The sequence below is a fragment of the Enterobacter cloacae complex sp. ECL414 genome (genome assembly GCF_021869685.1).
Lineage (GTDB): Bacteria > Pseudomonadota > Gammaproteobacteria > Enterobacterales > Enterobacteriaceae > Enterobacter > Enterobacter kobei.
In genome coordinates this window covers 3077236-3098045 of the sequence record NZ_CP091481.1, presented here as the reverse complement: position 1 = coordinate 3098045, position 20810 = coordinate 3077236, and the positions used below count along the sequence as shown (strand labels likewise).

Below are 20810 nucleotides of genomic sequence, written 5' to 3'. Positions count from 1 at the left end.
GTGATTTATGTTTCTTAGCGTCATTACTGTCGCTTTTCGTAATTACGAAGGGGTGGTAAAAACCTGGCGCTCGCTGCGCAACCTGGCGCGCGATCCAAGCCTCACTTTTGAGTGGATTGTGGTCGACGGCGGCTCGAACGATGGCACGGCGGAGTTTCTGGAAAAACTCAACGGTGAGTTCAACTTACGTTACATCAGCGAGAAAGATAAAGGCATTTACGATGCGATGAACAAGGGCATTAACATGGCCCAGGGTCGTTATGCCATCTTCCTCAATTCTGGCGATGTTTTCCATGATGACGTGGCGCTGTTTGCCCGTCAGCTGGCGCGTCAGAAAGAGGAGGCCATGTATATTGGCGATGCACTGCTTGATTTTGGTGATGGGCATAAAGTGTGCCGCAGCGCAAAGCCAGGCTGGTATATCTACCACAGTTTGCCCGCCAGCCATCAGGCCATTTTCTTCCCGGTAAACGGTCTGAAAAAACAGCCATACGATTTGCAGTATAAAGTGTCATCGGATTATGCCCTGGCCGCCAGCCTGTATAAATCGGGCTACCCGTTCCGCCGAATTAAAGGGCTGGTCTCTGAATTCTCAATGGGTGGCGTGTCAACATCGAATAATCTGGAATTGTGCCAGGATGCCAAAAACGTGCAGCGCAAAATATTACGCGTGCCGGGGTTCTGGGCGGAATTGTCTTATTTATTACGCCTGCGGACGACAGGTAAAACGAAAACCTTATATAACAAAGCCTGAATATAAGGAAACGCAATGCAGGATTTGAAGGGTTTTTCCGTGCCGAAAGGCTTTCGGGGCGGCAACGGTATTAAAGTGCAGCTGTGGTGGGCCGTTCAGGCAACGTTATTTGCCTGGTCACCACAAATATTGTACCGCTGGCGAGCATTCTTATTGCGTCTGTTTGGCGCAAAAATCGGAAAAAACGTAGTCATTCGACCTTCGGTAAAAATTACCTACCCCTGGAAATTAACGCTTGGGGATTACGCCTGGGTAGGGGATGACGCGGTGTTATATACCCTTGGCGAAATTACGATTGGCGCAAATTCGGTGGTGTCACAGAAGTGTTATTTGTGCACCGGCAGCCACGATTTTATGAGTCAGCATTTTGATATTACCGCTTCGCCTATTGTGATTGGTGAAAAATGCTGGCTGGCAACGGATGTTTTTGTTGCACCAGGTGTTTCTGTTGGCGATGGCACGGTAGTGGGTGCCCGCAGCAGCGTTTTTAAATCGCTACCGGCAAATAAAGTTTGCCGTGGCAACCCCGCAGTGGTGATACGCGAACGCGTTGAAACTGATTAAATTCATAAGTAGAGGAATATAAACATGTCTAAAGTCGCTCTCATCACCGGCGTTACCGGGCAGGATGGTTCTTATCTGGCAGAGTTCCTGCTGGAAAAAGGGTATGAAGTACACGGTATTAAACGTCGTGCCTCTTCGTTCAACACCGAACGTGTCGATCATATTTATCAGGATCCTCACGCGGCAAACCCGAAATTCCACCTGCACTACGGCGACCTGACCGATACCTCCAACCTGACCCGTATCCTGCAGGAAGTGCAGCCGGATGAAGTGTACAACCTGGGCGCGATGAGCCACGTGGCGGTCTCCTTCGAATCCCCGGAATACACCGCTGACGTTGACGCCATGGGTACTCTGCGTCTGCTGGAAGCGATTCGCTTCCTGGGTCTGGAGAAGAAAACCCGTTTCTATCAGGCCTCTACCTCTGAGCTGTACGGTCTGGTGCAAGAAATCCCACAGAAAGAGACCACGCCGTTCTACCCACGTTCTCCGTATGCGGTCGCAAAACTGTACGCCTACTGGATCACCGTGAACTACCGTGAATCCTACGGCATGTATGCCTGTAACGGCATTCTGTTCAACCACGAATCCCCACGTCGCGGTGAAACGTTCGTTACCCGTAAAATCACCCGCGCTATCGCGAACATCGCCCAGGGTCTGGAATCGTGCCTGCACCTCGGCAACATGGACTCCCTGCGTGACTGGGGCCATGCGAAAGACTACGTGAAAATGCAGTGGATGATGCTGCAGCAGGAACAGCCAGAAGACTTCGTGATCGCGACCGGCGTTCAATACTCCGTGCGTCAGTTCGTTGAGATGGCCGCTGCACAGTTGGGCATCAAGCTGCGTTTCGAAGGTACCGGCGTAGAAGAGAAAGGTATCGTTGTTTCCGTAACCGGCCATGACGCGCCAGGCGTGAAACCAGGCGACGTCATTGTTCAGGTTGACCCACGTTACTTCCGTCCTGCTGAAGTGGAAACCCTGCTGGGTGACCCAACCAAAGCGCACGAGAAACTGGGCTGGAAACCAGAAATCACTCTGCAGGAGATGGTTTCCGAGATGGTCGCCAAAGATCTTGAAGCAGCGAAAAAACACTCCCTGCTCAAGTCTCATGGCTACGAGGTTGCCATCGCGCTGGAGTCCTGAGAATGACAAAACAACGTATTTTTGTCGCCGGTCATCGCGGAATGGTGGGTTCCGCGATTGTTCGCCAGCTGGAACAGCGCGGTGACGTAGAAGTGGTTGTCCGCACGCGCGACGAGCTGAACCTGCTCGATAGCCGTGCGGTGCAGGACTTCTTTGCTAACGAACACATTGACCAGGTGTATCTGGCGGCGGCGAAAGTGGGCGGCATTGTCGCCAACAACACTTACCCGGCGGATTTCATCTACGAGAACATGATGATTGAGAGCAACATCATTCACGCGGCGCACCTGCACAACGTGAATAAGCTGCTGTTCCTCGGTTCATCCTGCATCTACCCGAAAATGGCAAAACAGCCGATCGCGGAAAGCGAACTGCTGCAGGGCACGCTGGAGGCAACCAACGAGCCTTACGCGATTGCCAAGATTGCCGGGATTAAGCTCTGCGAATCTTACAACCGTCAGTACAACCGCGACTATCGCTCGGTGATGCCGACCAACCTGTACGGACCGCACGACAACTTCCACCCGAGCAACTCGCACGTGATCCCGGCGCTGCTGCGTCGCTTCCACGAGGCGACCGCCGAGAACGCACCGGATGTGGTGGTGTGGGGCAGCGGCACGCCGATGCGCGAATTCCTGCACGTGGACGACATGGCTGCCGCCAGCATTCACGTGATGGAGCTGGATCGCGAAGTGTGGCAGGAGAACACCGAGCCGATGCTGTCGCACATCAACGTGGGAACCGGCGTGGACTGCACCATTCGCGAGCTGGCGCAAACCATCGCGCAGGTGGTGGGCTACAAAGGCCGCGTGGTGTTTGACGCGACGAAACCGGACGGCACGCCGCGCAAACTGCTGGACGTGACCCGTCTGCATCAGCTGGGCTGGTATCACGAGGTATCACTGGAGCAGGGGCTGGCCAGCACCTATCAGTGGTTCCTGGAAAACCAGCACCGCTTCCGGGGGTAACGATGTTTTTAAGTCAGGAAGATTTTGCCACGGTGGTGCGTTCCACTCCGCTCATCTCGATTGATTTGATCGTGGAGAACGAACGCGGCGAGTTCTTGCTGGGGAAACGAACCAACCGTCCTGCACAGGGCTTCTGGTTCGTGCCCGGCGGGCGCGTGCAGAAGGATGAGACGCTTCATGATGCGTTTGAGCGTCTCACTCTGGCGGAACTGGGCCTCCAGCTGCCGATGGCGGCGGGCCAGTTTTACGGGGTCTGGCAGCACTTCTATGACGATAACTTTTCAGGCACCGGGTTCACCACGCACTACATCGTGCTGGGGTTCCGCCTGAAGGTGACTCAGGCAGACCTGCGTCTGCCTGATGCTCAGCATGACGACTACCGCTGGCTGGCACCGGAGCCGCTTCTGGCAAGCGAGAACGTCCATGACAACAGTCGGGCGTATTTCCTGGCGGATCGTCAGGCCGAGGTGCCAGGCATATGAAAATCCTCGTATACGGAATTAACTACTCGCCGGAATTAACCGGTATCGGAAAATATACCGGCGAGATGGTCGAGTGGATGGCGAGCCAGGGACATGACGTGCGGGTCATTACCGCGCCGCCGTACTACCCGGAATGGAAAGTCGGTGAGCGCTACTCAAGCTGGCGCTACCGTCGTGAAGAGGGGGCGGCAACCGTCTGGCGCTGCCCGCTTTATGTACCTAAGCAGCCCTCGACGCTGAAACGGCTACTGCATCTCGGCAGCTTTGCCCTGAGCAGTTTTTTCCCGCTGATGGCGCAGCGTCGCTGGAAGCCGGATCGCATCATTGGTGTGGTGCCGACGCTGTTTTGCACGCCGGGTATGCGCCTGCTGGGCAAACTCTCCGGCGCACGCACCCTGCTGCACATACAGGATTATGAAGTGGACGCCATGCTGGGCCTGGGGATGGCAGGCAAAGGCAAGGGTGGAAAAGTGGCGAAGCTCGCCAGCGCCTTTGAGCGTAGCGGTCTGCATAACGTGGATTACGTTTCGACCATCTCACGCTCGATGATGAACAAGGCGCAGGAGAAGGGCGTACCTGCCCGGAAGGTGATCTTCTTCCCGAACTGGTCCGAAGTGGCGCGTTTTCGCGACGTGACGGAGCAGGACGCTCAGACGCTACGCGCCCAACTCGGTTTGCCTGAAGACCAAAAAATCATTCTTTACTCAGGCAACATCGGCGAAAAGCAAGGGCTGGAAAGCGTGATTGAAGCGGCTCAGCAGCTTAACGAGCATCCGTGGATGTTTGTGATTGTCGGGCAGGGCGGCGGGAAAGCGCGGCTGGAAAAGATGGTCAGCGAACGCGGCCTGAGCAACGTGAAATTCTTCCCGCTTCAGTCTTACGAGGCGTTACCTGCGCTGCTGAAGATGGGCGACTGCCATCTGGTGGTACAAAAACGTGGCGCGGCGGATGCGGTGTTGCCTTCCAAGCTGACAAATATTCTGGCGGTGGGCGGCAACGCGGTGATCACGGCAGAAGCCGAAACTGAATTAGGCCAGCTGTGTGACAGCTATCCGGGGATTGCCGTGTGCGTCGAACCGGAATCGGTCCCGGCACTGGTCACCGGCATTGAACAGGCACTTGCCATGCCGAAAGTGAACACGGTGGCACGTGAATATGCCGAACGCACGCTCGAGAAAGAGAACGTGCTGAGTCAATTTATTGCAGATATACGGGGATAAATCATGAGTCAAACCACTTTGTATCCGGTCGTAATGGCGGGTGGATCCGGGAGCCGGTTGTGGCCACTGTCCCGCGTGCTTTATCCAAAACAATTTCTGTGCCTGAAGGGTGACCTCACCATGCTGCAGACGACGGTAAACCGTCTGCACGGTGTGGAGTGTGAAAGCCCGGTGGTGATTTGTAACGAACAGCACCGCTTTATTGTTGCCGAGCAGCTGCGCCAGCTGAATAAACTCACAGAAAACATCATTCTGGAGCCTGCCGGACGTAATACCGCGCCTGCTATCGCCCTCGCGGCGCTGGCGGCAAAACGCAGCAGTCCTGACTGTGACCCGCTGATGCTGGTGCTGGCGGCAGACCACGTTATCCAGCAGGAAGAGGCGTTCCGCGAGGCGGTGCGTGCAGCGATCCCTTACGCCGAAAGCGGCAAACTGGTGACCTTCGGCATCGTGCCGGATCTGCCAGAAACCGGCTATGGCTATATTCGCCGCGGTAATGTGACGCCAGGCGAAGGCGACAGCGTGGCGTTTGATGTGGCGCAGTTTGTCGAAAAACCGAATCTGGAAACCGCTCAGGCCTACGTCGCCAGCGGTGAGTACTACTGGAACAGTGGGATGTTCCTGTTCCGTGCCGGGCGCTATCTGGAAGAGCTGCGCAAATACCGTCCGGATATTCTGAATGCCTGTGAGAAGGCGATGGCAGTGGTGGACCCGGATCTCGACTTCATCCGCGTGGATGAGGAGGCGTTCCTCGCCTGCCCGGAAGAGTCCATTGACTATGCGGTGATGGAACGCACGGCCGACGCCGTTGTGGTTCCGATGGATGCGGGCTGGAGTGATGTGGGCTCCTGGTCCTCACTGTGGGAGATCAGCGCCCATACCCCGGAGGGTAACGTCCATCACGGCGATGTCATTAGCCACAAAACGGAAAACAGCTATGTCTACGCCGAGTCCGGCCTGGTGACCACGGTCGGGGTGAAAGATCTGGTGGTTGTCCAGACCAAAGATGCCGTGCTGATTGCCGACCGTAACGCCGTGCAGGACGTTAAAAAAGTGGTCGAGCAAATCAAGGCCGATGGCCGACACGAACACCACATTCACCGCGAAGTGTACCGTCCGTGGGGCAAATATGACTCCATCGATGCAGGTGAGCGTTATCAGGTGAAACGCATTACCGTGAAGCCGGGCGAAGGGCTGTCTGTGCAGATGCACCATCACCGCGCCGAGCACTGGGTCGTGGTGGCGGGCACGGCTAAAGTCACCATCGACGGCGAAGTCAAACTGCTGGGTGAAAACGAGTCCATCTATATTCCGCTGGGGGCCACGCACTGTCTGGAGAACCCGGGGAAAATTCCTCTCGATTTAATTGAGGTACGCTCCGGCTCGTATCTGGAAGAGGACGATATCGTGCGCTTCCAGGATCGCTACGGCCGGGTGTAGCACTCTGCAATATGCCCGGTGGCGCTGCGCTTGCCGGGCCTACGAATGACAAAAAAATCAATTTGGCCATTTAGTGGTCAGGGCCGACTGTTGCCTGAAAAAGGGGTCATCATGGAAAAATTAACCTGTTTTAAAGCCTACGATATTCGCGGCAAGCTGGGCGAAGAGCTGAATGAAGATATCGCGTGGCGCATTGGCCGCGCCTATGGCGAATACCTGAAGCCGCAGACCATCGTGCTGGGCGGCGACGTGCGTCTGACCAGTGAATCCCTGAAGCTGGCGCTGGCGAAAGGGTTGCAGGACGCGGGCGTGGACGTGCTGGATATCGGACTTTCCGGGACCGAAGAGATTTACTTTGCCACCTTCCACCTGGGCGTGGACGGTGGTATTGAAGTGACCGCCAGCCACAACCCGATGGACTACAACGGCATGAAGCTGGTGCGCAAAGGTGCGCGTCCTATCAGCGGCGACACCGGCCTGCGCGACGTGCAGCGTCTGGCGGAAGCCAACGATTTCCCGCCAGTGAACGACGCGAAACGCGGCAGCTATAAGCAAATCAACCTGCAAAAAGAGTATATCGATCACCTGCTGGGCTACATCAACGTGGCGAACCTCAAGCCGCTGAAGCTGGTCATCAACTCCGGTAACGGCGCGGCCGGCCCGGTGGTGGATACCCTGGAAGCCCGCTTTAAAGCGCTGAACGTGCCGGTGACCTTCGTCAAAGTGCACAACACCCCGGACGGCAACTTCCCGAACGGTATTCCTAACCCACTGCTGCCGGAGTGCCGCGACGACACCCGTAACGCGGTGATTGAGCACGGCGCGGATATGGGCATTGCCTTTGACGGCGATTTCGACCGCTGCTTCCTGTTCGACGAGAAAGGGCAGTTCATCGAGGGCTACTACATTGTCGGCCTGCTGGCGGAAGCGTTCCTTGAGAAAAACCCGGGTGCGAAAATCATTCATGACCCGCGTCTTTCCTGGAACACCGTCGATGTGGTGTCAGCGGCAGGCGGCACGCCGGTGATGTCCAAAACCGGTCACGCCTTTATCAAAGAGCGCATGCGTGAAGAAGACGCTATCTACGGCGGCGAGATGAGCGCCCACCACTACTTCCGTGATTTTGCCTACTGCGACAGCGGGATGATCCCGTGGCTGCTGGTGACTGAACTCCTGTGTCTGAAAGGGAAAACGCTGGGTGAGCTGGTGCGCGACCGCATGGCGGCGTTCCCGGCGAGCGGGGAGATCAACAGCAAGCTGGCGCAGCCCGCCGAGGCGATTGCCCGCGTGGAGCAACACTTTGCCATTCACGCGCTGGAAGTTGACCGCACCGACGGCATCAGCATGGCGTTTCCACAGTGGCGCTTTAACCTGCGCTCCTCCAATACCGAGCCGGTGGTGCGCCTGAACGTGGAATCCCGCGCGGATACGGCGCTGATGGAAGCCCGAACGAAGGACATTCTGGCGCTGTTGAATCAGTAACAATTGCCCCTCCCGGCGGGAGGGGAAACCGAATACAGGAACAACGATGACGAATCTAAAAAAACGCGAACGAGCGAGAACGAATGCATCGTTAATCTCTATGGTGCAGCGTTTTTCTGATATCACCATCATGGTCGGCGGACTGTGGGCGGTGTGTCGGATCGGCGGGCTGCCGTTTTTATATATGCATCTGCTGATGGCGCTGATTGCGTTGGTCGTGTTTCAGATGATCGGCGGGATGACCGATTTCTACCGCTCGTGGCGCGGCGTGAAAATGACTACCGAACTGATGCTGTTGCTGCAGAACTGGACCCTGAGTCTGATCTTCAGCGCGGGCCTGGTGGCGTTCAGCCATGATTTCGATAATCGCCTCGTGACCTATCTCAGCTGGTATCTGCTGACCAGCGTCGGCATGGTGGTGTGCCGCTCCCTGATCCGCTTTGGCGCGGGCTGGCTGCGTAACCGCGGCTATAACCGTCGCTTCGTTGCCGTAGCGGGCGATCTGCCGGTTGGTAAGGTTCTGCTCGACAGCTTCCGCAAAGAGCCGTGGTTAGGGTTTGAAGTGGTGGGCATTTATCACGACGCGAAACCGGGCGGCGTGCCGTCGGACTGGGCGGGGAATTACGCCCAGCTGATTGAAGACGCGAAAGCCGGAAAAATTCACAACGTTTATATCGCCATGCAGATGAAAGACGAATCCCGCATTAAGCAGCTGATGCGCGAGCTGGCGGATACCACCTGCTCGGTGATCCTCATCCCGGATGTGTTTACCTTCAACATTCTGCATTCCCGTATTGAAGAGGTGAACGGCGTGCCGGTGGTACCGCTGTACGATACGCCGTTGTCGGGCATTAACCGCGTGCTCAAGCGCGTGGAGGATATCGTGCTCTCTTCGCTGATTTTACTCCTCATCTCCCCGGTACTGTGCTGCATCGCTCTGGCGGTGAAGCTTAGCTCCCCCGGCCCGGTCATTTTCCGTCAGACCCGCTACGGCATGGACGGCAAGCCGATCATGGTCTGGAAATTCCGCTCTATGAAGGTGATGGAGAACGACAAGGTGGTGACCCAGGCGACGCAGAACGATCCGCGCGTCACCCGCGTGGGGAACTTCCTGCGACGCACCTCGCTGGACGAGCTGCCGCAGTTTATCAACGTCTTTACCGGCGGCATGTCGATTGTTGGCCCCCGTCCGCACGCCGTGGCGCACAACGAGCAGTACCGCTCGCTGATTGAAGGCTACATGCTGCGCCATAAGGTGAAGCCGGGCATCACCGGCTGGGCGCAGATCAACGGCTGGCGCGGTGAAACCGACACGCTGGAAAAAATGGAAAAACGCATCGAGTTCGATCTGGAGTACATCCGCGAGTGGAGTCTCTGGTTCGATATCAAGATTGTTTTTCTGACCATTTTCAAAGGCTTCGTGAACAAAGCGGCGTACTAAGATGAGCTTACGTGAAAAAACCATCAGCGGCGCCAAGTGGTCAGCGATGGCGACCATCGTCATCATTGGCCTCGGCCTGGTGCAGATGACGGTGCTGGCGCGCATTATTGATAATCACCAGTTCGGCCTGCTGACCGTCTCGCTGGTGATTATTGCGCTGGCCGACACGCTGTCGGACTTTGGTATCGCCAACTCGATTATCCAGCGTAAAGAGATCAGCCATCTGGAGCTGACCACGCTCTACTGGCTGAATGTGGGGCTGGGAATTTTCGTGTTTGTGCTGGTCTTTCTGCTGAGCGGTACTATCGCCAGCGTGCTGCACAACCCGGATCTCGCCCCGCTGATGCGCACATTGTCCTTTGCCTTCGTGGTGATCCCACACGGGCAGCAGTTCCGCGCGCTGATGCAGAAAGAGCTGGAGTTCAACAAAATCGGCATGATCGAAACCAGCGCCGTGCTGGCGGGCTTTACCTTCACCGTGGTCAGCGCCCATTTCTGGCCGCTGGCGATGACGGCCATCCTCGGTTACCTGGTCAACTCCACCGTGCGTACGCTGCTGTTTGGCTATTTTGGCCGCAAAATTTATCGCCCGGGGCTGCATTTCTCTCTCACGTCCGTCTCGTCTAACCTGCGCTTTGGCGCGTGGCTGACGGCGGACAGCATCATTAACTACGTGAATACCAACCTCTCAACGCTGGTGCTGGCACGTATTCTTGGGGCGAGCGTCGCGGGGGGCTACAACCTGGCCTATAACGTTGCGGTTGTACCGCCGATGAAGCTGAACCCGATTATCACCCGCGTCCTGTTCCCGGCGTTTGCCAAGATTCAGGACGATACCGAAAAGCTGCGCGTTAATTTTTACAAGCTGCTGTCCGTGGTAGGGATCATCAACTTCCCGGTGCTGCTGGGGTTGATGGTGGTCTCGAGCAACTTCGTACCGCTGGTGTTTGGCGAGAAGTGGAACGGCATTATCCCGATCCTGCAATTGCTCTGCGTGGTGGGACTGCTGCGCTCTGTGGGGAATCCGATTGGTTCGCTGCTGATGGCGAAGGCACGGGTGGATATCAGCTTCAAGTTCAACGTGTTCAAAACCTTCCTGTTTATTCCGGCAATTATCGTCGGTGGCCATATGGCGGGCGCCATCGGCGTCACGCTGGGCTTCCTGCTGGTGCAGGTAGTCAATACCGTTCTGAGCTACTTCATCATGATTAAGCCGGTGCTGGGCTCCAGCTACCGTCAGTACATTTTGAGTCTGTGGCTGCCTTTTTACCTCTCACTGCCAACCCTGGCTGTGAGCTACGGTCTGGGCATTATCCTTCGCGGCCATCTGCCGCTGGCCGCACTGCTGGCGGTGCAGGTGGCCGCCGGCGCGCTGGCATTTGGCGTGATGATTGTGCTGTCACGCAATGCGCTGGTGGTCGAAATGAAGCGCCAGTTTTGCCGTAACGAAAAAATGAAAACGCTGCTTCGCGCAGGCTAGTTATTTAAGAGGCCATTATGAAATTATTAATTCTTGGCAACCATACCTGCGGCAACCGTGGCGACAGCGCCATCCTGCGCGGTTTACTGGATGCAATTAACACCCTTAAGCCTGAGACCGAAGTGGACGTGATGAGCCGTTATCCGGTCAGCTCATCCTGGTTACTGAACCGCCCGGTAATGGGCGACCCGCTCTACAGCCAGATGAAACAGCATAACAACGCCGCAGGCGTGATGGGGCGAGTGAAGAAAGTCCTGCGTCGTCGCTACCAGCACCAGGTGCTGCTTTCCCGCGTGACGGATACCGGCAAGCTGCGCAACATTGCGATTGCGCAGGGCTTTACCGATTTCGTGCGGCTGCTGTCCGGCTACGACGCGATTATTCAGGTTGGCGGTTCGTTCTTCGTCGATCTCTACGGCGTACCTCAGTTTGAACATGCGCTCTGCACGTTTATGGCCAAAAAGCCGTTGTTTATGATTGGCCACAGCGTCGGACCTTTCCAGGATCCGCAGTTTAACCAGCTGGCGAACTATGTCTTTGGGCACTGCGACGCGCTGATCCTGCGTGAGTCGGTGAGTCTGGATATGATGAAGCGCAGCGAAATTGACACGTCTAAAGTAGAACACGGCGTGGACACCGCTTGGCTGGTGGATCATCAGGATGACAGCTTCCAGGCAAGCTACGCGGTACAGCACTGGCTGGACGTGGCGGCAAAACAAAAAACGGTCGCCATCACGCTGCGTGAACTGGCTCCCTTTGATAAACGGCTAGGCACCACCCAGGCGGCGTATGAGAAAGCCTTTGCCGACGTGGTGAACCGCGTGCTGGACAGCGGTTATCAGGTACTGGCGCTTTCCACCTGTACCGGCATCGACAGCTACAACAAAGATGACCGCATGGTGGCGCTGAATCTGCGCAACCTGGTTAACGATCCGTCCCGTTATCACGTTGTGATGGATGAGCTGAACGACCTTGAAATGGGCAAGCTGCTCGGCGCCTGTGACCTGACCGTCGGCACCCGCCTGCATTCGGCCATTATCTCCATGAACTTCGGTACGCCGGCCATCGCCATTAACTACGAACACAAATCCGCCGGGATTATGCAGCAGCTTGGCATGCCGGAAATGGCAGTGGATATTCGTCACCTGCTGGATGGTTCGCTTGGTGCGATGGTGGGGGACACGCTGGGTCAACTGCCCGCCATCAACGAACGGCTGGCCGTGGCGGTGAAAGCCGAACGCGAGAAGGGCATTGGCATGGTGAAATCGGTACTCGACCGCGTACGGGAGGGGAAATGAAGGTTGGTTTCTTCTTACTGAAATTTCCGCTGTCGTCCGAGACCTTTGTGCTGAACCAAATTACCGCGTTTATCGATATGGGATATGACGTGGAGATTATCGCCCTGCAAAAGGGCGATACCCAAAACACCCATGCGGCCTATACCCAGTATGGGCTGGAGGCGAAAACCCGCTGGCTGCAGGATGAGCCTTCCGGGAAGTTGAGCAAGCTGCGCCACCGGGCCAGCCAGACCTTACGCGGGATCCATCGGCCGCAGACCTGGCGGGCGCTGAATGTTTCCCGCTATGGGTCCGAATCTCGCAATCTGATCCTGTCGGCCATCTGCGGGCAAACGGCGCAGCCGTATCGTGCCGATGTGTTTATCGCCCACTTCGGCCCGGCGGGTGTCACTGCCGCGAAGCTGCGCGAACTGGGGGTAATAGACGGCAAGATTGCGACTATTTTCCACGGAATCGACATCTCAAGCCGTGAAGTGTTGAACCACTATACGCCAGAGTATCAGCAGCTTTTCCGCCGCGGTGACATGATGCTGCCCATCAGCGACCTGTGGGCCGGACGCCTGAAAAGTATGGGCTGCCCGGGTGAGAAGATTGCCGTTTCGCGCATGGGCGTCGATTTAACGCGCTTTACGCGTCGTCCGGTGAAGGTGCCGGGAAAACCGCTACAGATCATCTCTGTGGCACGTCTGACCGAAAAGAAAGGTCTGCATGTGGCCATTGAGGCCTGCCGTCAGCTAAAAGCGCGCGGGGTGGCGTTCCACTATCGCATTCTCGGCATTGGGCCGTGGGAACGTCGTCTGCGCACGCTTATCGAACAATATCAGCTGGACGATGTCGTGGAGATGCCGGGCTTTAAGCCGAGCCATGAAGTTAAGGCCATGCTCGATGAGGCGGACGTGTTCCTGCTGCCCTCCGTGACGGGCGCCGATGGTGACATGGAAGGCATTCCGGTGGCGCTGATGGAGGCGATGGCCGTGGGTATTCCGGTGGTATCGACCCTGCACAGCGGGATCCCGGAGCTGATTAAATCTGACCATTCCGGCTGGCTGGTGCCGGAGAATAACGCGATGGCCCTTGCTGACCGGTTAGCGGCCTTCAGCGACATCGACCAGCAGGCGCTGGAGCCCGTGCTTCACAATGCCAGACAAAAAGTAGAAACCGATTTTAACCAGCAGGTGATTAATCGCCAGTTAGCGAGCCTGCTGCAAACGCTGTAACGCCGAGGTTGTATGCTGAAAAAGATTACCCGACGCACTTTTGTCTCTTCTCTGTCCGTTCTGGCGGCCACGCCGCTGCTGTCGTCCCGCCTCGCGCGGGCGGCAGGCGGAAAGACGGTCTCTGTTAATCAGTACAATAACAACGACTGGATCGCTGCCTTTAAGCAGGCGTTTAAAGAAGGTGACATCGTCGTTGTCCCGGCGGGACTCACCTGCGAGAACATCAATACGGGCATTTTCATTCCTGACGGTAAAACGCTGCTGATCCGCGGGGCGTTAACCGGCAACGGGCGCGGCCGCTTTGTTCTGCAGGAAGGCTGCAAGGTCATTGGCGAAGGGGCAGGGCGCACGGAGAACATTACGCTCGACGTTCGTGGCTCAGATTGTGTGATTAAAGGGCTGGCAATGAGTGGATTTGGCCCGGTAACGCAGATCTACATTGGCGGTAAGAAACCCAAAGTGATGCGCAATTTGCTGATTGATAATATCAGCGTGAGCCAGGCTAACTACGCTATCCTGCGTCAGGGTTTTCATAACCAGATCGATGGGGCCCGTATTACCAACAGCAAATTCAGCCACCTGCAGGGCGATGCGATTGAGTGGAATGTGGCGATCAATGACCGCAATATCCTGATCTCCGATCACGTCATCGACAACATCAACTGCACCAACGGCAAGATCAACTGGGGTATCGGTATTGGCCTCGCCGGGAGCACCTACGACAACGACTATCCTGAAAAACAGACCGTTAAGAACTTCGTGGTGGCCAACATCACCGGCAGCAACTGTCGCCAGCTGGTACATGTTGAAAACGGTAAACACTTTGTTATCCGCAATATAAAGGCCGAAAATATTACCCCCGACTTCAGTAAAAAAGCGGGAATAGATAACGCCACGGTAGCTATTTATGGCTGTGATAATTTCATTATTGATAATGTCGATATGGTCAATAGTGCCGGAATGCTAATTGGCTATGGGGTCATTAAAGGCGATTATTTGTCCATTCCCCAGAACTTCAAGCTAAACAATATTCATCTGGATAATCGCCAGCTTGCGTATAAGCTGCGCGGAATCCAAATATCATCCGGCAATGCCACCTCCTTTGTGGCGATCACCAACGTCGAGATGAAGCGCGCGACGCTTGAGCTGCACAATAAGCCGCAGCATCTGTTCTTACGTAATATCAATGTGATGCAGGAGGCTGCTATCGGTCCTGCGCTGAAGATAAACTTTGACTTACGTAAGGATGTGCGGGGCAAATTTATGGCCAAAGATGAGACCCTGCTGTCACTGGCGAACATAAAAGCGGTGAATGAGAAGGGGCAGAGCTCGGTGGATATTGACCGGGTGGACCAGCAGGTGGTGAATGTGGAAAGGCTTAACTTTGCACTTCCGCGCAAATAATCGACGATCGTCTGTTTTGAGACTATTCCTGGCACAAAAGCGCGATCGAATCAGATTACAACTACAGAAATTTGTGATGCTGAGGCGTAACATTACCTCAGGATTACGGCAAATCATGCTGGCGAAAACAGGTTTAAGAGCTATAATTCGTCAACCATTTTAAGGTGGAAGAAATAATGATTAATTTGAAAGCAGTCATTCCGGTAGCAGGCCTGGGCATGCATATGCTGCCAGCCACAAAAGCCATTCCTAAAGAAATGCTGCCGATCGTCGACAAACCGATGATTCAATACATCGTCGACGAGATTGTTGCTGCAGGGATCAAAGAAATCGTCCTGGTTACGCACTCGTCCAAGAATGCGGTTGAAAACCACTTCGACACCTCTTACGAACTCGAAGCGTTGCTTGAGCAGCGCGTCAAACGCCAGCTGCTGGCGGAAGTGCAATCTATTTGTCCACCTGGCGTGACCATCATGAACGTGCGCCAGGCGCAGCCGCTGGGGCTGGGCCACTCCATCCTGTGTGCCCGTCCGGTTGTCGGTGATAACCCGTTCATCGTTGTTCTTCCGGACATCATCATTGATACCGCGTCTGCCGATCCGCTGCGCTACAACCTGGCGGCCATGGTGGCGCGTTTCAACGAAACCGGTCGCAGCCAGGTACTGGCAAAACGCATGAAGGGCGATCTCTCTGAATACTCTGTGATTCAGACGAAAGAAGCGCTGGAGACGGAAGGGCAGGTGAGCCGCATCGTTGAGTTTATCGAAAAGCCGGATCAGCCGCAGACGCTGGACTCCGACCTGATGGCGGTGGGTCGTTATGTTCTGAATGCCGATATCTGGGCGGAGCTGGAAAAAACCGAGCCAGGCGCCTGGGACCGTATTCAGCTGACTGACGCGATTGCTGAGCTGGCGAAGAAGCAGTCTGTGGATGCCATGCTGATGACGGGTGACAGCTATGACTGCGGTAAGAAAATGGGGTATATGCAGGCGTTTGTGAACTATGGGCTGCGTAACCTGAAGGAAGGGGCGAAGTTCAGAAGCCGGATTGAGAAGCTGCTGGCTAACGACTGATATTCCTTTTTGTCTTTTTGAATAAGCGGCAGTTATCATTTGGCTATGTCGAACATAACCAAAATGGTAACTGCCGTTTTTTATTATTAATTCTAGCAATAACATGCAGTTATCTGATTCAATTGTGGGCTGATTTGTAACGATTTGTGCTTGTTTCCAGGGCCATTTAGGACGACAATTAACGGCAGTTTTTCGTCTGTAATCAGACCCAAAATCCTTTATCTAACTATCGCTCAGTGCACTGGTAGCTGTTAAGCCAGGGGCGGTAGCGTGCAAAATTTCTGAAATCATTATTATTAATCGGGTTCCAGAGCATCAATATCTCGATAAACCCAATAGATGGAATAGCTAACGTGAAAATCCTTGTTACGGGCGGTGCCGGATTTATCGGCTCAGCGGTTGTGCGGCATATTATTAAGAATACCCAGGATGCGGTCGTCAATGTGGATAAACTGACGTATGCCGGTAACCTGGAGTCACTGACCGACGTCAATGATAGCGATCGTTATGTCTTTGAACATGCAGACATTTGCGATAAAGTCGCTATGGATCGCATTTTTGCCGAGCACAAACCGGATGCGGTGATGCACCTTGCGGCAGAGAGTCACGTTGACCGTTCTATTACCGGCCCTGCTGCGTTTATTGAAACTAACATTGTGGGTACCTATGTCCTTCTGGAGGCCGCCCGTGCCTACTGGTTGAAGTTAGATGATGCGGCTAAAGCGGCGTTTCGTTTCCACCACATCTCAACTGATGAAGTGTACGGTGATTTGCCTCACCCTGATGAACATCCTGCGTCTGCTGAGTTGCCGCTGTTTACCGAAACCACAGCCTATGCGCCAAGCAGCCCGTATTCCGCCTCTAAAGCCTCCAGCGATCATCTTGTACGCGCGTGGCTGCGTACCTACGGTTTCCCTACGATTGTGACTAACTGCTCAAATAACTACGGCCCGTATCATTTCCCTGAAAAGCTGATCCCGTTGGTGATTTTGAATGCTCTGGACGGTAAAGCGCTGCCAATTTACGGCAAAGGTGACCAGATACGTGACTGGCTGTATGTTGAAGACCATGCGCGTGCGCTGTATACCGTTGTAACCCAAGGTAAGCCGGGTGAAACATATAACATTGGTGGGCATAACGAAAAGCAGAATCTGGATGTGGTACACACCATCTGCGATCTGCTGGATGAAATCGTGCCGAAAGAAGGCTCCTATCGCGATCAGATTACTTACGTCGCTGACCGTCCAGGGCATGATCGGCGCTACGCAATTGACGCACATAAAATTGGCGTTGAGCTGGGCTGGAAGCCGGAAGAGACGTTTGAAAGTGGAATTCGTAAGACAGTGGAATGGTATCTGAATAATAAAAAATGGTGCATTCGAGTGCAGGATGGAAGTTATCAACGTGAGCGTCTGGGGTTAGTATAAATGAAAGGCATTATTTTAGCTGGTGGTTCCGGAACTCGACTTTATCCTATAACTATGGGTGTTTCGAAGCAGTTATTACCTATTTATGATAAACCGATGATCTATTATCCATTATCGGTTTTAATGCTTGCTGGTATACGAGATATTTTAATAATTACCACCCCGGAAGACCAGGAAGGATTTACACGTCTCCTTGGCGATGGCTCCGCCCTCGGTTTGAAACTGCAATATGCAATTCAACCATCACCGGATGGACTTGCCCAAGCTTTCATTATTGGTGAAGAGTTCATTGGAAATGATCCTGTCTGTCTTGTGTTAGGAGACAATATTTTTTATGGACAGGGGTTCTCGCCGAAATTAAAAGAGGCTGCTGTTCGGGCAACAACAAAAGCAACTGTTTTCGGTTACCAGGTTAAAGATCCAGAGCGATTTGGTGTTGTAGAATTTGATGAAAACCGCAACGTGCTCTCTATAGAGGAAAAACCTGTTAAGCCGAAAAGTAATTATGCAGTGACAGGTTTGTATTTTTATACAAACGAAGTTGTTGAATTTGCAAAGAAAGTTAAGCCCTCTGAGCGAGGTGAACTTGAAATAACATCAATAAACCAAATGTACCTCGAGAAGGGTAATCTTGTTGTTGAGATGCTAGGTCGTGGTTTTGCCTGGCTGGATACAGGCACTCATGAAAGCCTTTTACAGGCAGCACAGTTTGTTGAAACTATCGAAGTTCGACAGGGCTTTAAAGTCGCTTGTCTGGAAGAGATTGCGTATAACAACGGTTGGTTGGCAAAGGAAGACGTGTTGAAGCAGGCTGCCATGATGTCAAAAAATGGTTATGGTCAGTATCTTTCTCAACTTGTTAAGTAATGCACAGTGTCTGAACTTAAAAGCAAGACCGTCAATGGTCTAAAATGGAGCGCTCTTGAGAGAATACTCTCACAGGGTGTTCAGCTCATTTTGATGCTGATTTTAGCGCGTCTCTTAGGTCCCAAAGCCTTCGGTCTAATCGGGATGTTAGCTATCTTTATTGCGATAGGCCAGGTCTTTATTGATAGCGGATTTAGCTCAGCACTGATAAGAAAGACCGACCGTAGCGATGTAGATTATTCAACGGCATTTTATTTTAATATCATTGTAGCCTTTTGTTTCTATATTCTACTTTATATAAGCTCAGGTTACATAGCTGATTTCTATCAACAGCCAGAATTAGTCTTATTGACAAAAGTAACAGGTTTAACGCTGATGGCTAACAGCTTTTCAGTGGTGCCTAGAACAATTTTGACAGTCTCGATGAATTTTAAAGCGCAAGCAAAAGCCTCGATCTGCTCGGTTGTTCTGGGAGGCGGCGTTGCTTTGATTATGGCGTTGAATGGTTATGGCGTTTGGGCTCTGGTAGCACAAACGCTAACCACAGCCGTGCTCAGCGCTGTTTTTCTTAATTTTATAACACGCTGGGTTCCGGTCTTTTGCTTTTCAAAAAAATCGTTTGATTATCTCTTTGGTTTTGGAGGTAAATTACTAATTTCTGGTCTACTTGATACAGCTTACAATAATCTCTATCAAATCATTATCGGTAAAAGATTTAATGCGGAAAATGTTGGGCAATTCACTCAAGCCAACCAGATATCTAGCATACCTGCTATGACAATGACCAACATTATTCAACGTGTTACCTATCCTATGTTTAGCCATATGCAAAGTGATCAGCATAAGATGGATGGGTATTATTTGCTAACCATGAAAGTGGCTGCATTATTTATTTTTCCACTAATGGCTGGGGTTGCCATACTTGCACAACCGTTATTGCAACTAGTATTAGGTGTGCAATGGAAAGAGGCTGCTGAACTTGTTGCCGTTCTTGCTTTAGCGTATATGCTTTATCCCATACATGCAATTAATCTGAACGTGCTTCAAGTCAAAGGCCGTAGCGATCTTTTTCTGAAGTTAGAAATTATAAAAAAAATCATAGGTATTTGTATTATAGCAGTAACGATGAATTACAGCATATATCTTATGTGTGTTGGATTATTAATTCATTCTTATTTTGCTCTTTTGTTAAATACTTATTATACAGGGAAATTAACCGGGTTAACGGTATGGCGCCAATTCAAAGAAATTTCGCCTATCTGGTTGATTACCATGACCTCATGTTTAATTGCTAAAATGACTGCTGTCTATCTTACGGCACATTATATTTGGCAGATCGTTACAATGTTAACTTTAGCGCCTGGTATATATGTAGTCTTAATTTACCTCACGCAAAGAAAATTATTTAAGATTGTGTTGTCTATCAAAGAATAGAGAAAACTAAATGAAAAATATACCAGTGACTCAACCGTTTCTTCCTGAGCTCAGCGAGTTTATTCCTTACCTGGAACAAATTTGGGATAATAAATGGTTGACTAATAATGGACCTTTCCATCAGCAACTCGAAAAAGAACTGTGTGAGTATTTGGGTGTTGAGCACATATCTCTTTTTAATAATGCTACCATTGCACTCATTACAGCTCTTCAGGCCCTGCGTATTTCAGGTGAAGTGATCACTACCCCATACTCCTTCATTGCGACCAGCCATTCTATTTTATGGAATGGGTTGAAGCCGGTATTCGTCGATATTGATCCTAAGACGTTCAATATCGATCCAAAGAAAATCGAAGCTGCCATCACGCCAAATACAACAGCTATCATGCCTGTGCACTGTTATTCCAGTCCTTGTGATGTTGAAGCTATTCAGGAAATTGCTGACAATTACGGCCTGCGCGTGATTTATGATGCCGCTCATGCTTTTGGGGTTAATTACAAAGGCCAAAGCATTTTACGATTTGGCGATATGTCTATCCTCAGTTTCCATGCTACAAAAGTATTCAATACATTTGAAGGTGGGGCGATTATTTGTCAGGATGCCAAGACTAAACAACGAATTGACAGATTAAAGAATTTTGGTATTGCTGATGAACTCACCGTAACGGCGCCAGGAATCAACGGAAAAATGAGTGAAATCAACGCTGCCTTTGGGCTGGTTCAGCTTAAGCATATCAACAGCGCAATTGAGCAGCGTAAAAAAATTGATCTGGCCTACCGTGAAGCGCTTACGAGTATCAAGGGTATTACTGTTCCTGCACCATCAGAATATTCAAACAGTAACTATTCTTATTTCCCTGTGTTGATTGAACCTGAATTTCGTGTTTCAAGAGATGAGCTTTACCTAGAGCTAAAACGGAATGACATTCTTTCTCGTCGCTATTTCTATCCATTGATCAGTAATATGCCAATGTACAGAGGCATTGAATCAGCTGCCGTTGAGAATCTTCCTTTATCAAATGCTATCTCTGATAAGGTATTGTGTTTACCGATTTTCAACGAATTAAGTAAAGAAGATTTCTCGCGTATTATAAATGTTATTCGAGGGTAGAA

At 52.5% G+C, this 20810-nt stretch carries 18 protein-coding genes; all 18 read left to right on the top strand.

Going from position 1 to position 20810, the window contains the following annotated elements; translation table 11 throughout:
• Positions 1–7: 7 nt before the first annotated feature.
• The 18 genes from wcaE (at position 8) to vioA (ending at position 20808) form a co-directional block, all read left to right on the top strand.
• Positions 8–754, top strand: a complete 747-nt coding sequence (gene wcaE / locus L3068_RS14950) for a colanic acid biosynthesis glycosyltransferase WcaE (RefSeq protein ID WP_023330882.1) — start codon at positions 8–10, stop codon at positions 752–754.
• A 15-nt stretch (positions 755–769) separates the two neighbouring features.
• A complete protein-coding gene (gene wcaF / locus L3068_RS14945; RefSeq protein ID WP_023330881.1) occupies positions 770–1318 on the top strand; it encodes a colanic acid biosynthesis acetyltransferase WcaF in 549 nt (182 codons plus the stop codon).
• Between the two features lie 24 nt (positions 1319–1342).
• Positions 1343–2464, top strand: coding sequence for a GDP-mannose 4,6-dehydratase (gene gmd / locus L3068_RS14940; protein ID WP_014884502.1), 1122 nt, complete (start codon positions 1343–1345; stop codon positions 2462–2464).
• Between the two features lie 2 nt (positions 2465–2466).
• Positions 2467–3432, top strand: a complete 966-nt coding sequence (fcl, locus tag L3068_RS14935) for a GDP-L-fucose synthase (protein WP_014884501.1) — start codon at positions 2467–2469, stop codon at positions 3430–3432.
• Between the two features lie 2 nt (positions 3433–3434).
• Positions 3435–3914: a GDP-mannose mannosyl hydrolase gene (locus L3068_RS14930; RefSeq protein ID WP_014884500.1), complete on the top strand. Its 480-nt coding sequence runs from the start codon at positions 3435–3437 to the stop codon at positions 3912–3914.
• Positions 3911–5134: a colanic acid biosynthesis fucosyltransferase WcaI gene (wcaI, locus tag L3068_RS14925; RefSeq protein WP_014884499.1), complete on the top strand. Its 1224-nt coding sequence runs from the start codon at positions 3911–3913 to the stop codon at positions 5132–5134. Before L3068_RS14930 ends, wcaI begins: the two co-directional genes overlap by 4 nt.
• 3 nt (positions 5135–5137) lie before the next feature.
• On the top strand, positions 5138–6574 hold the full coding sequence (gene cpsB / locus L3068_RS14920; RefSeq protein WP_014884498.1) for a mannose-1-phosphate guanyltransferase: 1437 nt from the start codon (positions 5138–5140) through the stop codon (positions 6572–6574).
• Positions 6575–6685: 111 nt separating this feature from the next.
• Positions 6686–8056, top strand: coding sequence for a colanic acid biosynthesis phosphomannomutase CpsG (cpsG, locus tag L3068_RS14915; RefSeq protein WP_117581236.1), 1371 nt, complete (start codon positions 6686–6688; stop codon positions 8054–8056).
• A gap of 46 nt (positions 8057–8102) precedes the next feature.
• Positions 8103–9497: an undecaprenyl-phosphate glucose phosphotransferase gene (gene wcaJ, locus L3068_RS14910; RefSeq protein WP_096218702.1), complete on the top strand. Its 1395-nt coding sequence runs from the start codon at positions 8103–8105 to the stop codon at positions 9495–9497.
• 1 nt (position 9498) lies between these two features.
• Positions 9499–10977, top strand: a complete 1479-nt coding sequence (wzxC, locus tag L3068_RS14905; protein WP_063433718.1) for a colanic acid undecaprenyl disphosphate flippase WzxC — start codon at positions 9499–9501, stop codon at positions 10975–10977.
• 17 nt (positions 10978–10994) lie between these two features.
• On the top strand, positions 10995–12275 hold the full coding sequence (wcaK, locus tag L3068_RS14900) for a colanic acid biosynthesis pyruvyl transferase WcaK (RefSeq protein ID WP_023330878.1): 1281 nt from the start codon (positions 10995–10997) through the stop codon (positions 12273–12275).
• Positions 12272–13492, top strand: coding sequence for a colanic acid biosynthesis glycosyltransferase WcaL (wcaL, locus tag L3068_RS14895; RefSeq protein ID WP_023330877.1), 1221 nt, complete (start codon positions 12272–12274; stop codon positions 13490–13492). The genes wcaK and wcaL overlap by 4 nt, the downstream gene beginning before the upstream one ends.
• A gap of 12 nt (positions 13493–13504) precedes the next feature.
• Positions 13505–14896, top strand: coding sequence for a colanic acid biosynthesis protein WcaM (gene wcaM / locus L3068_RS14890; RefSeq protein ID WP_032636057.1), 1392 nt, complete (start codon positions 13505–13507; stop codon positions 14894–14896).
• 176 nt (positions 14897–15072) lie between these two features.
• Complete coding sequence (gene galF / locus L3068_RS14885; protein ID WP_032636058.1) at positions 15073–15969, top strand: GalU regulator GalF; 897 nt, start codon at positions 15073–15075, stop codon at positions 15967–15969.
• A gap of 353 nt (positions 15970–16322) precedes the next feature.
• Positions 16323–17396 carry a dTDP-glucose 4,6-dehydratase gene (gene rfbB, locus L3068_RS14880; protein ID WP_047344786.1) on the top strand — a complete coding sequence of 358 codons (1074 nt, stop codon included), beginning with the start codon at positions 16323–16325 and terminating at the stop codon, positions 17394–17396.
• A complete protein-coding gene (gene rfbA, locus L3068_RS14875) occupies positions 17397–18263 on the top strand; it encodes a glucose-1-phosphate thymidylyltransferase RfbA (protein WP_047344785.1) in 867 nt (288 codons plus the stop codon).
• Positions 18264–18269: 6 nt separating this feature from the next.
• A complete protein-coding gene (locus L3068_RS14870; RefSeq protein ID WP_047344784.1) occupies positions 18270–19697 on the top strand; it encodes a lipopolysaccharide biosynthesis protein in 1428 nt (475 codons plus the stop codon).
• A gap of 10 nt (positions 19698–19707) precedes the next feature.
• Positions 19708–20808, top strand: coding sequence for a dTDP-4-amino-4,6-dideoxy-D-glucose aminotransferase VioA (vioA, locus tag L3068_RS14865; protein ID WP_047344783.1), 1101 nt, complete (start codon positions 19708–19710; stop codon positions 20806–20808).
• The last annotated feature ends 2 nt before the right edge of the window (positions 20809–20810 follow it).

Coding starts and splice junctions, on each gene's coding strand:
- wcaE (WP_023330882.1), top strand. CDS start 8: ATGTTTCTTAGCGTCATTACTGTCGCTTTTCGTAATTACGAAGGGGTG.
- wcaF (WP_023330881.1), top strand. CDS start 770: ATGCAGGATTTGAAGGGTTTTTCCGTGCCGAAAGGCTTTCGGGGCGGC.
- gmd (WP_014884502.1), top strand. CDS start 1,343: ATGTCTAAAGTCGCTCTCATCACCGGCGTTACCGGGCAGGATGGTTCT.
- fcl (WP_014884501.1), top strand. CDS start 2,467: ATGACAAAACAACGTATTTTTGTCGCCGGTCATCGCGGAATGGTGGGT.
- L3068_RS14930 (WP_014884500.1), top strand. CDS start 3,435: ATGTTTTTAAGTCAGGAAGATTTTGCCACGGTGGTGCGTTCCACTCCG.
- wcaI (WP_014884499.1), top strand. CDS start 3,911: ATGAAAATCCTCGTATACGGAATTAACTACTCGCCGGAATTAACCGGT.
- cpsB (WP_014884498.1), top strand. CDS start 5,138: ATGAGTCAAACCACTTTGTATCCGGTCGTAATGGCGGGTGGATCCGGG.
- cpsG (WP_117581236.1), top strand. CDS start 6,686: ATGGAAAAATTAACCTGTTTTAAAGCCTACGATATTCGCGGCAAGCTG.
- wcaJ (WP_096218702.1), top strand. CDS start 8,103: ATGACGAATCTAAAAAAACGCGAACGAGCGAGAACGAATGCATCGTTA.
- wzxC (WP_063433718.1), top strand. CDS start 9,499: ATGAGCTTACGTGAAAAAACCATCAGCGGCGCCAAGTGGTCAGCGATG.
- wcaK (WP_023330878.1), top strand. CDS start 10,995: ATGAAATTATTAATTCTTGGCAACCATACCTGCGGCAACCGTGGCGAC.
- wcaL (WP_023330877.1), top strand. CDS start 12,272: ATGAAGGTTGGTTTCTTCTTACTGAAATTTCCGCTGTCGTCCGAGACC.
- wcaM (WP_032636057.1), top strand. CDS start 13,505: ATGCTGAAAAAGATTACCCGACGCACTTTTGTCTCTTCTCTGTCCGTT.
- galF (WP_032636058.1), top strand. CDS start 15,073: ATGATTAATTTGAAAGCAGTCATTCCGGTAGCAGGCCTGGGCATGCAT.
- rfbA (WP_047344785.1), top strand. CDS start 17,397: ATGAAAGGCATTATTTTAGCTGGTGGTTCCGGAACTCGACTTTATCCT.
- vioA (WP_047344783.1), top strand. CDS start 19,708: ATGAAAAATATACCAGTGACTCAACCGTTTCTTCCTGAGCTCAGCGAG.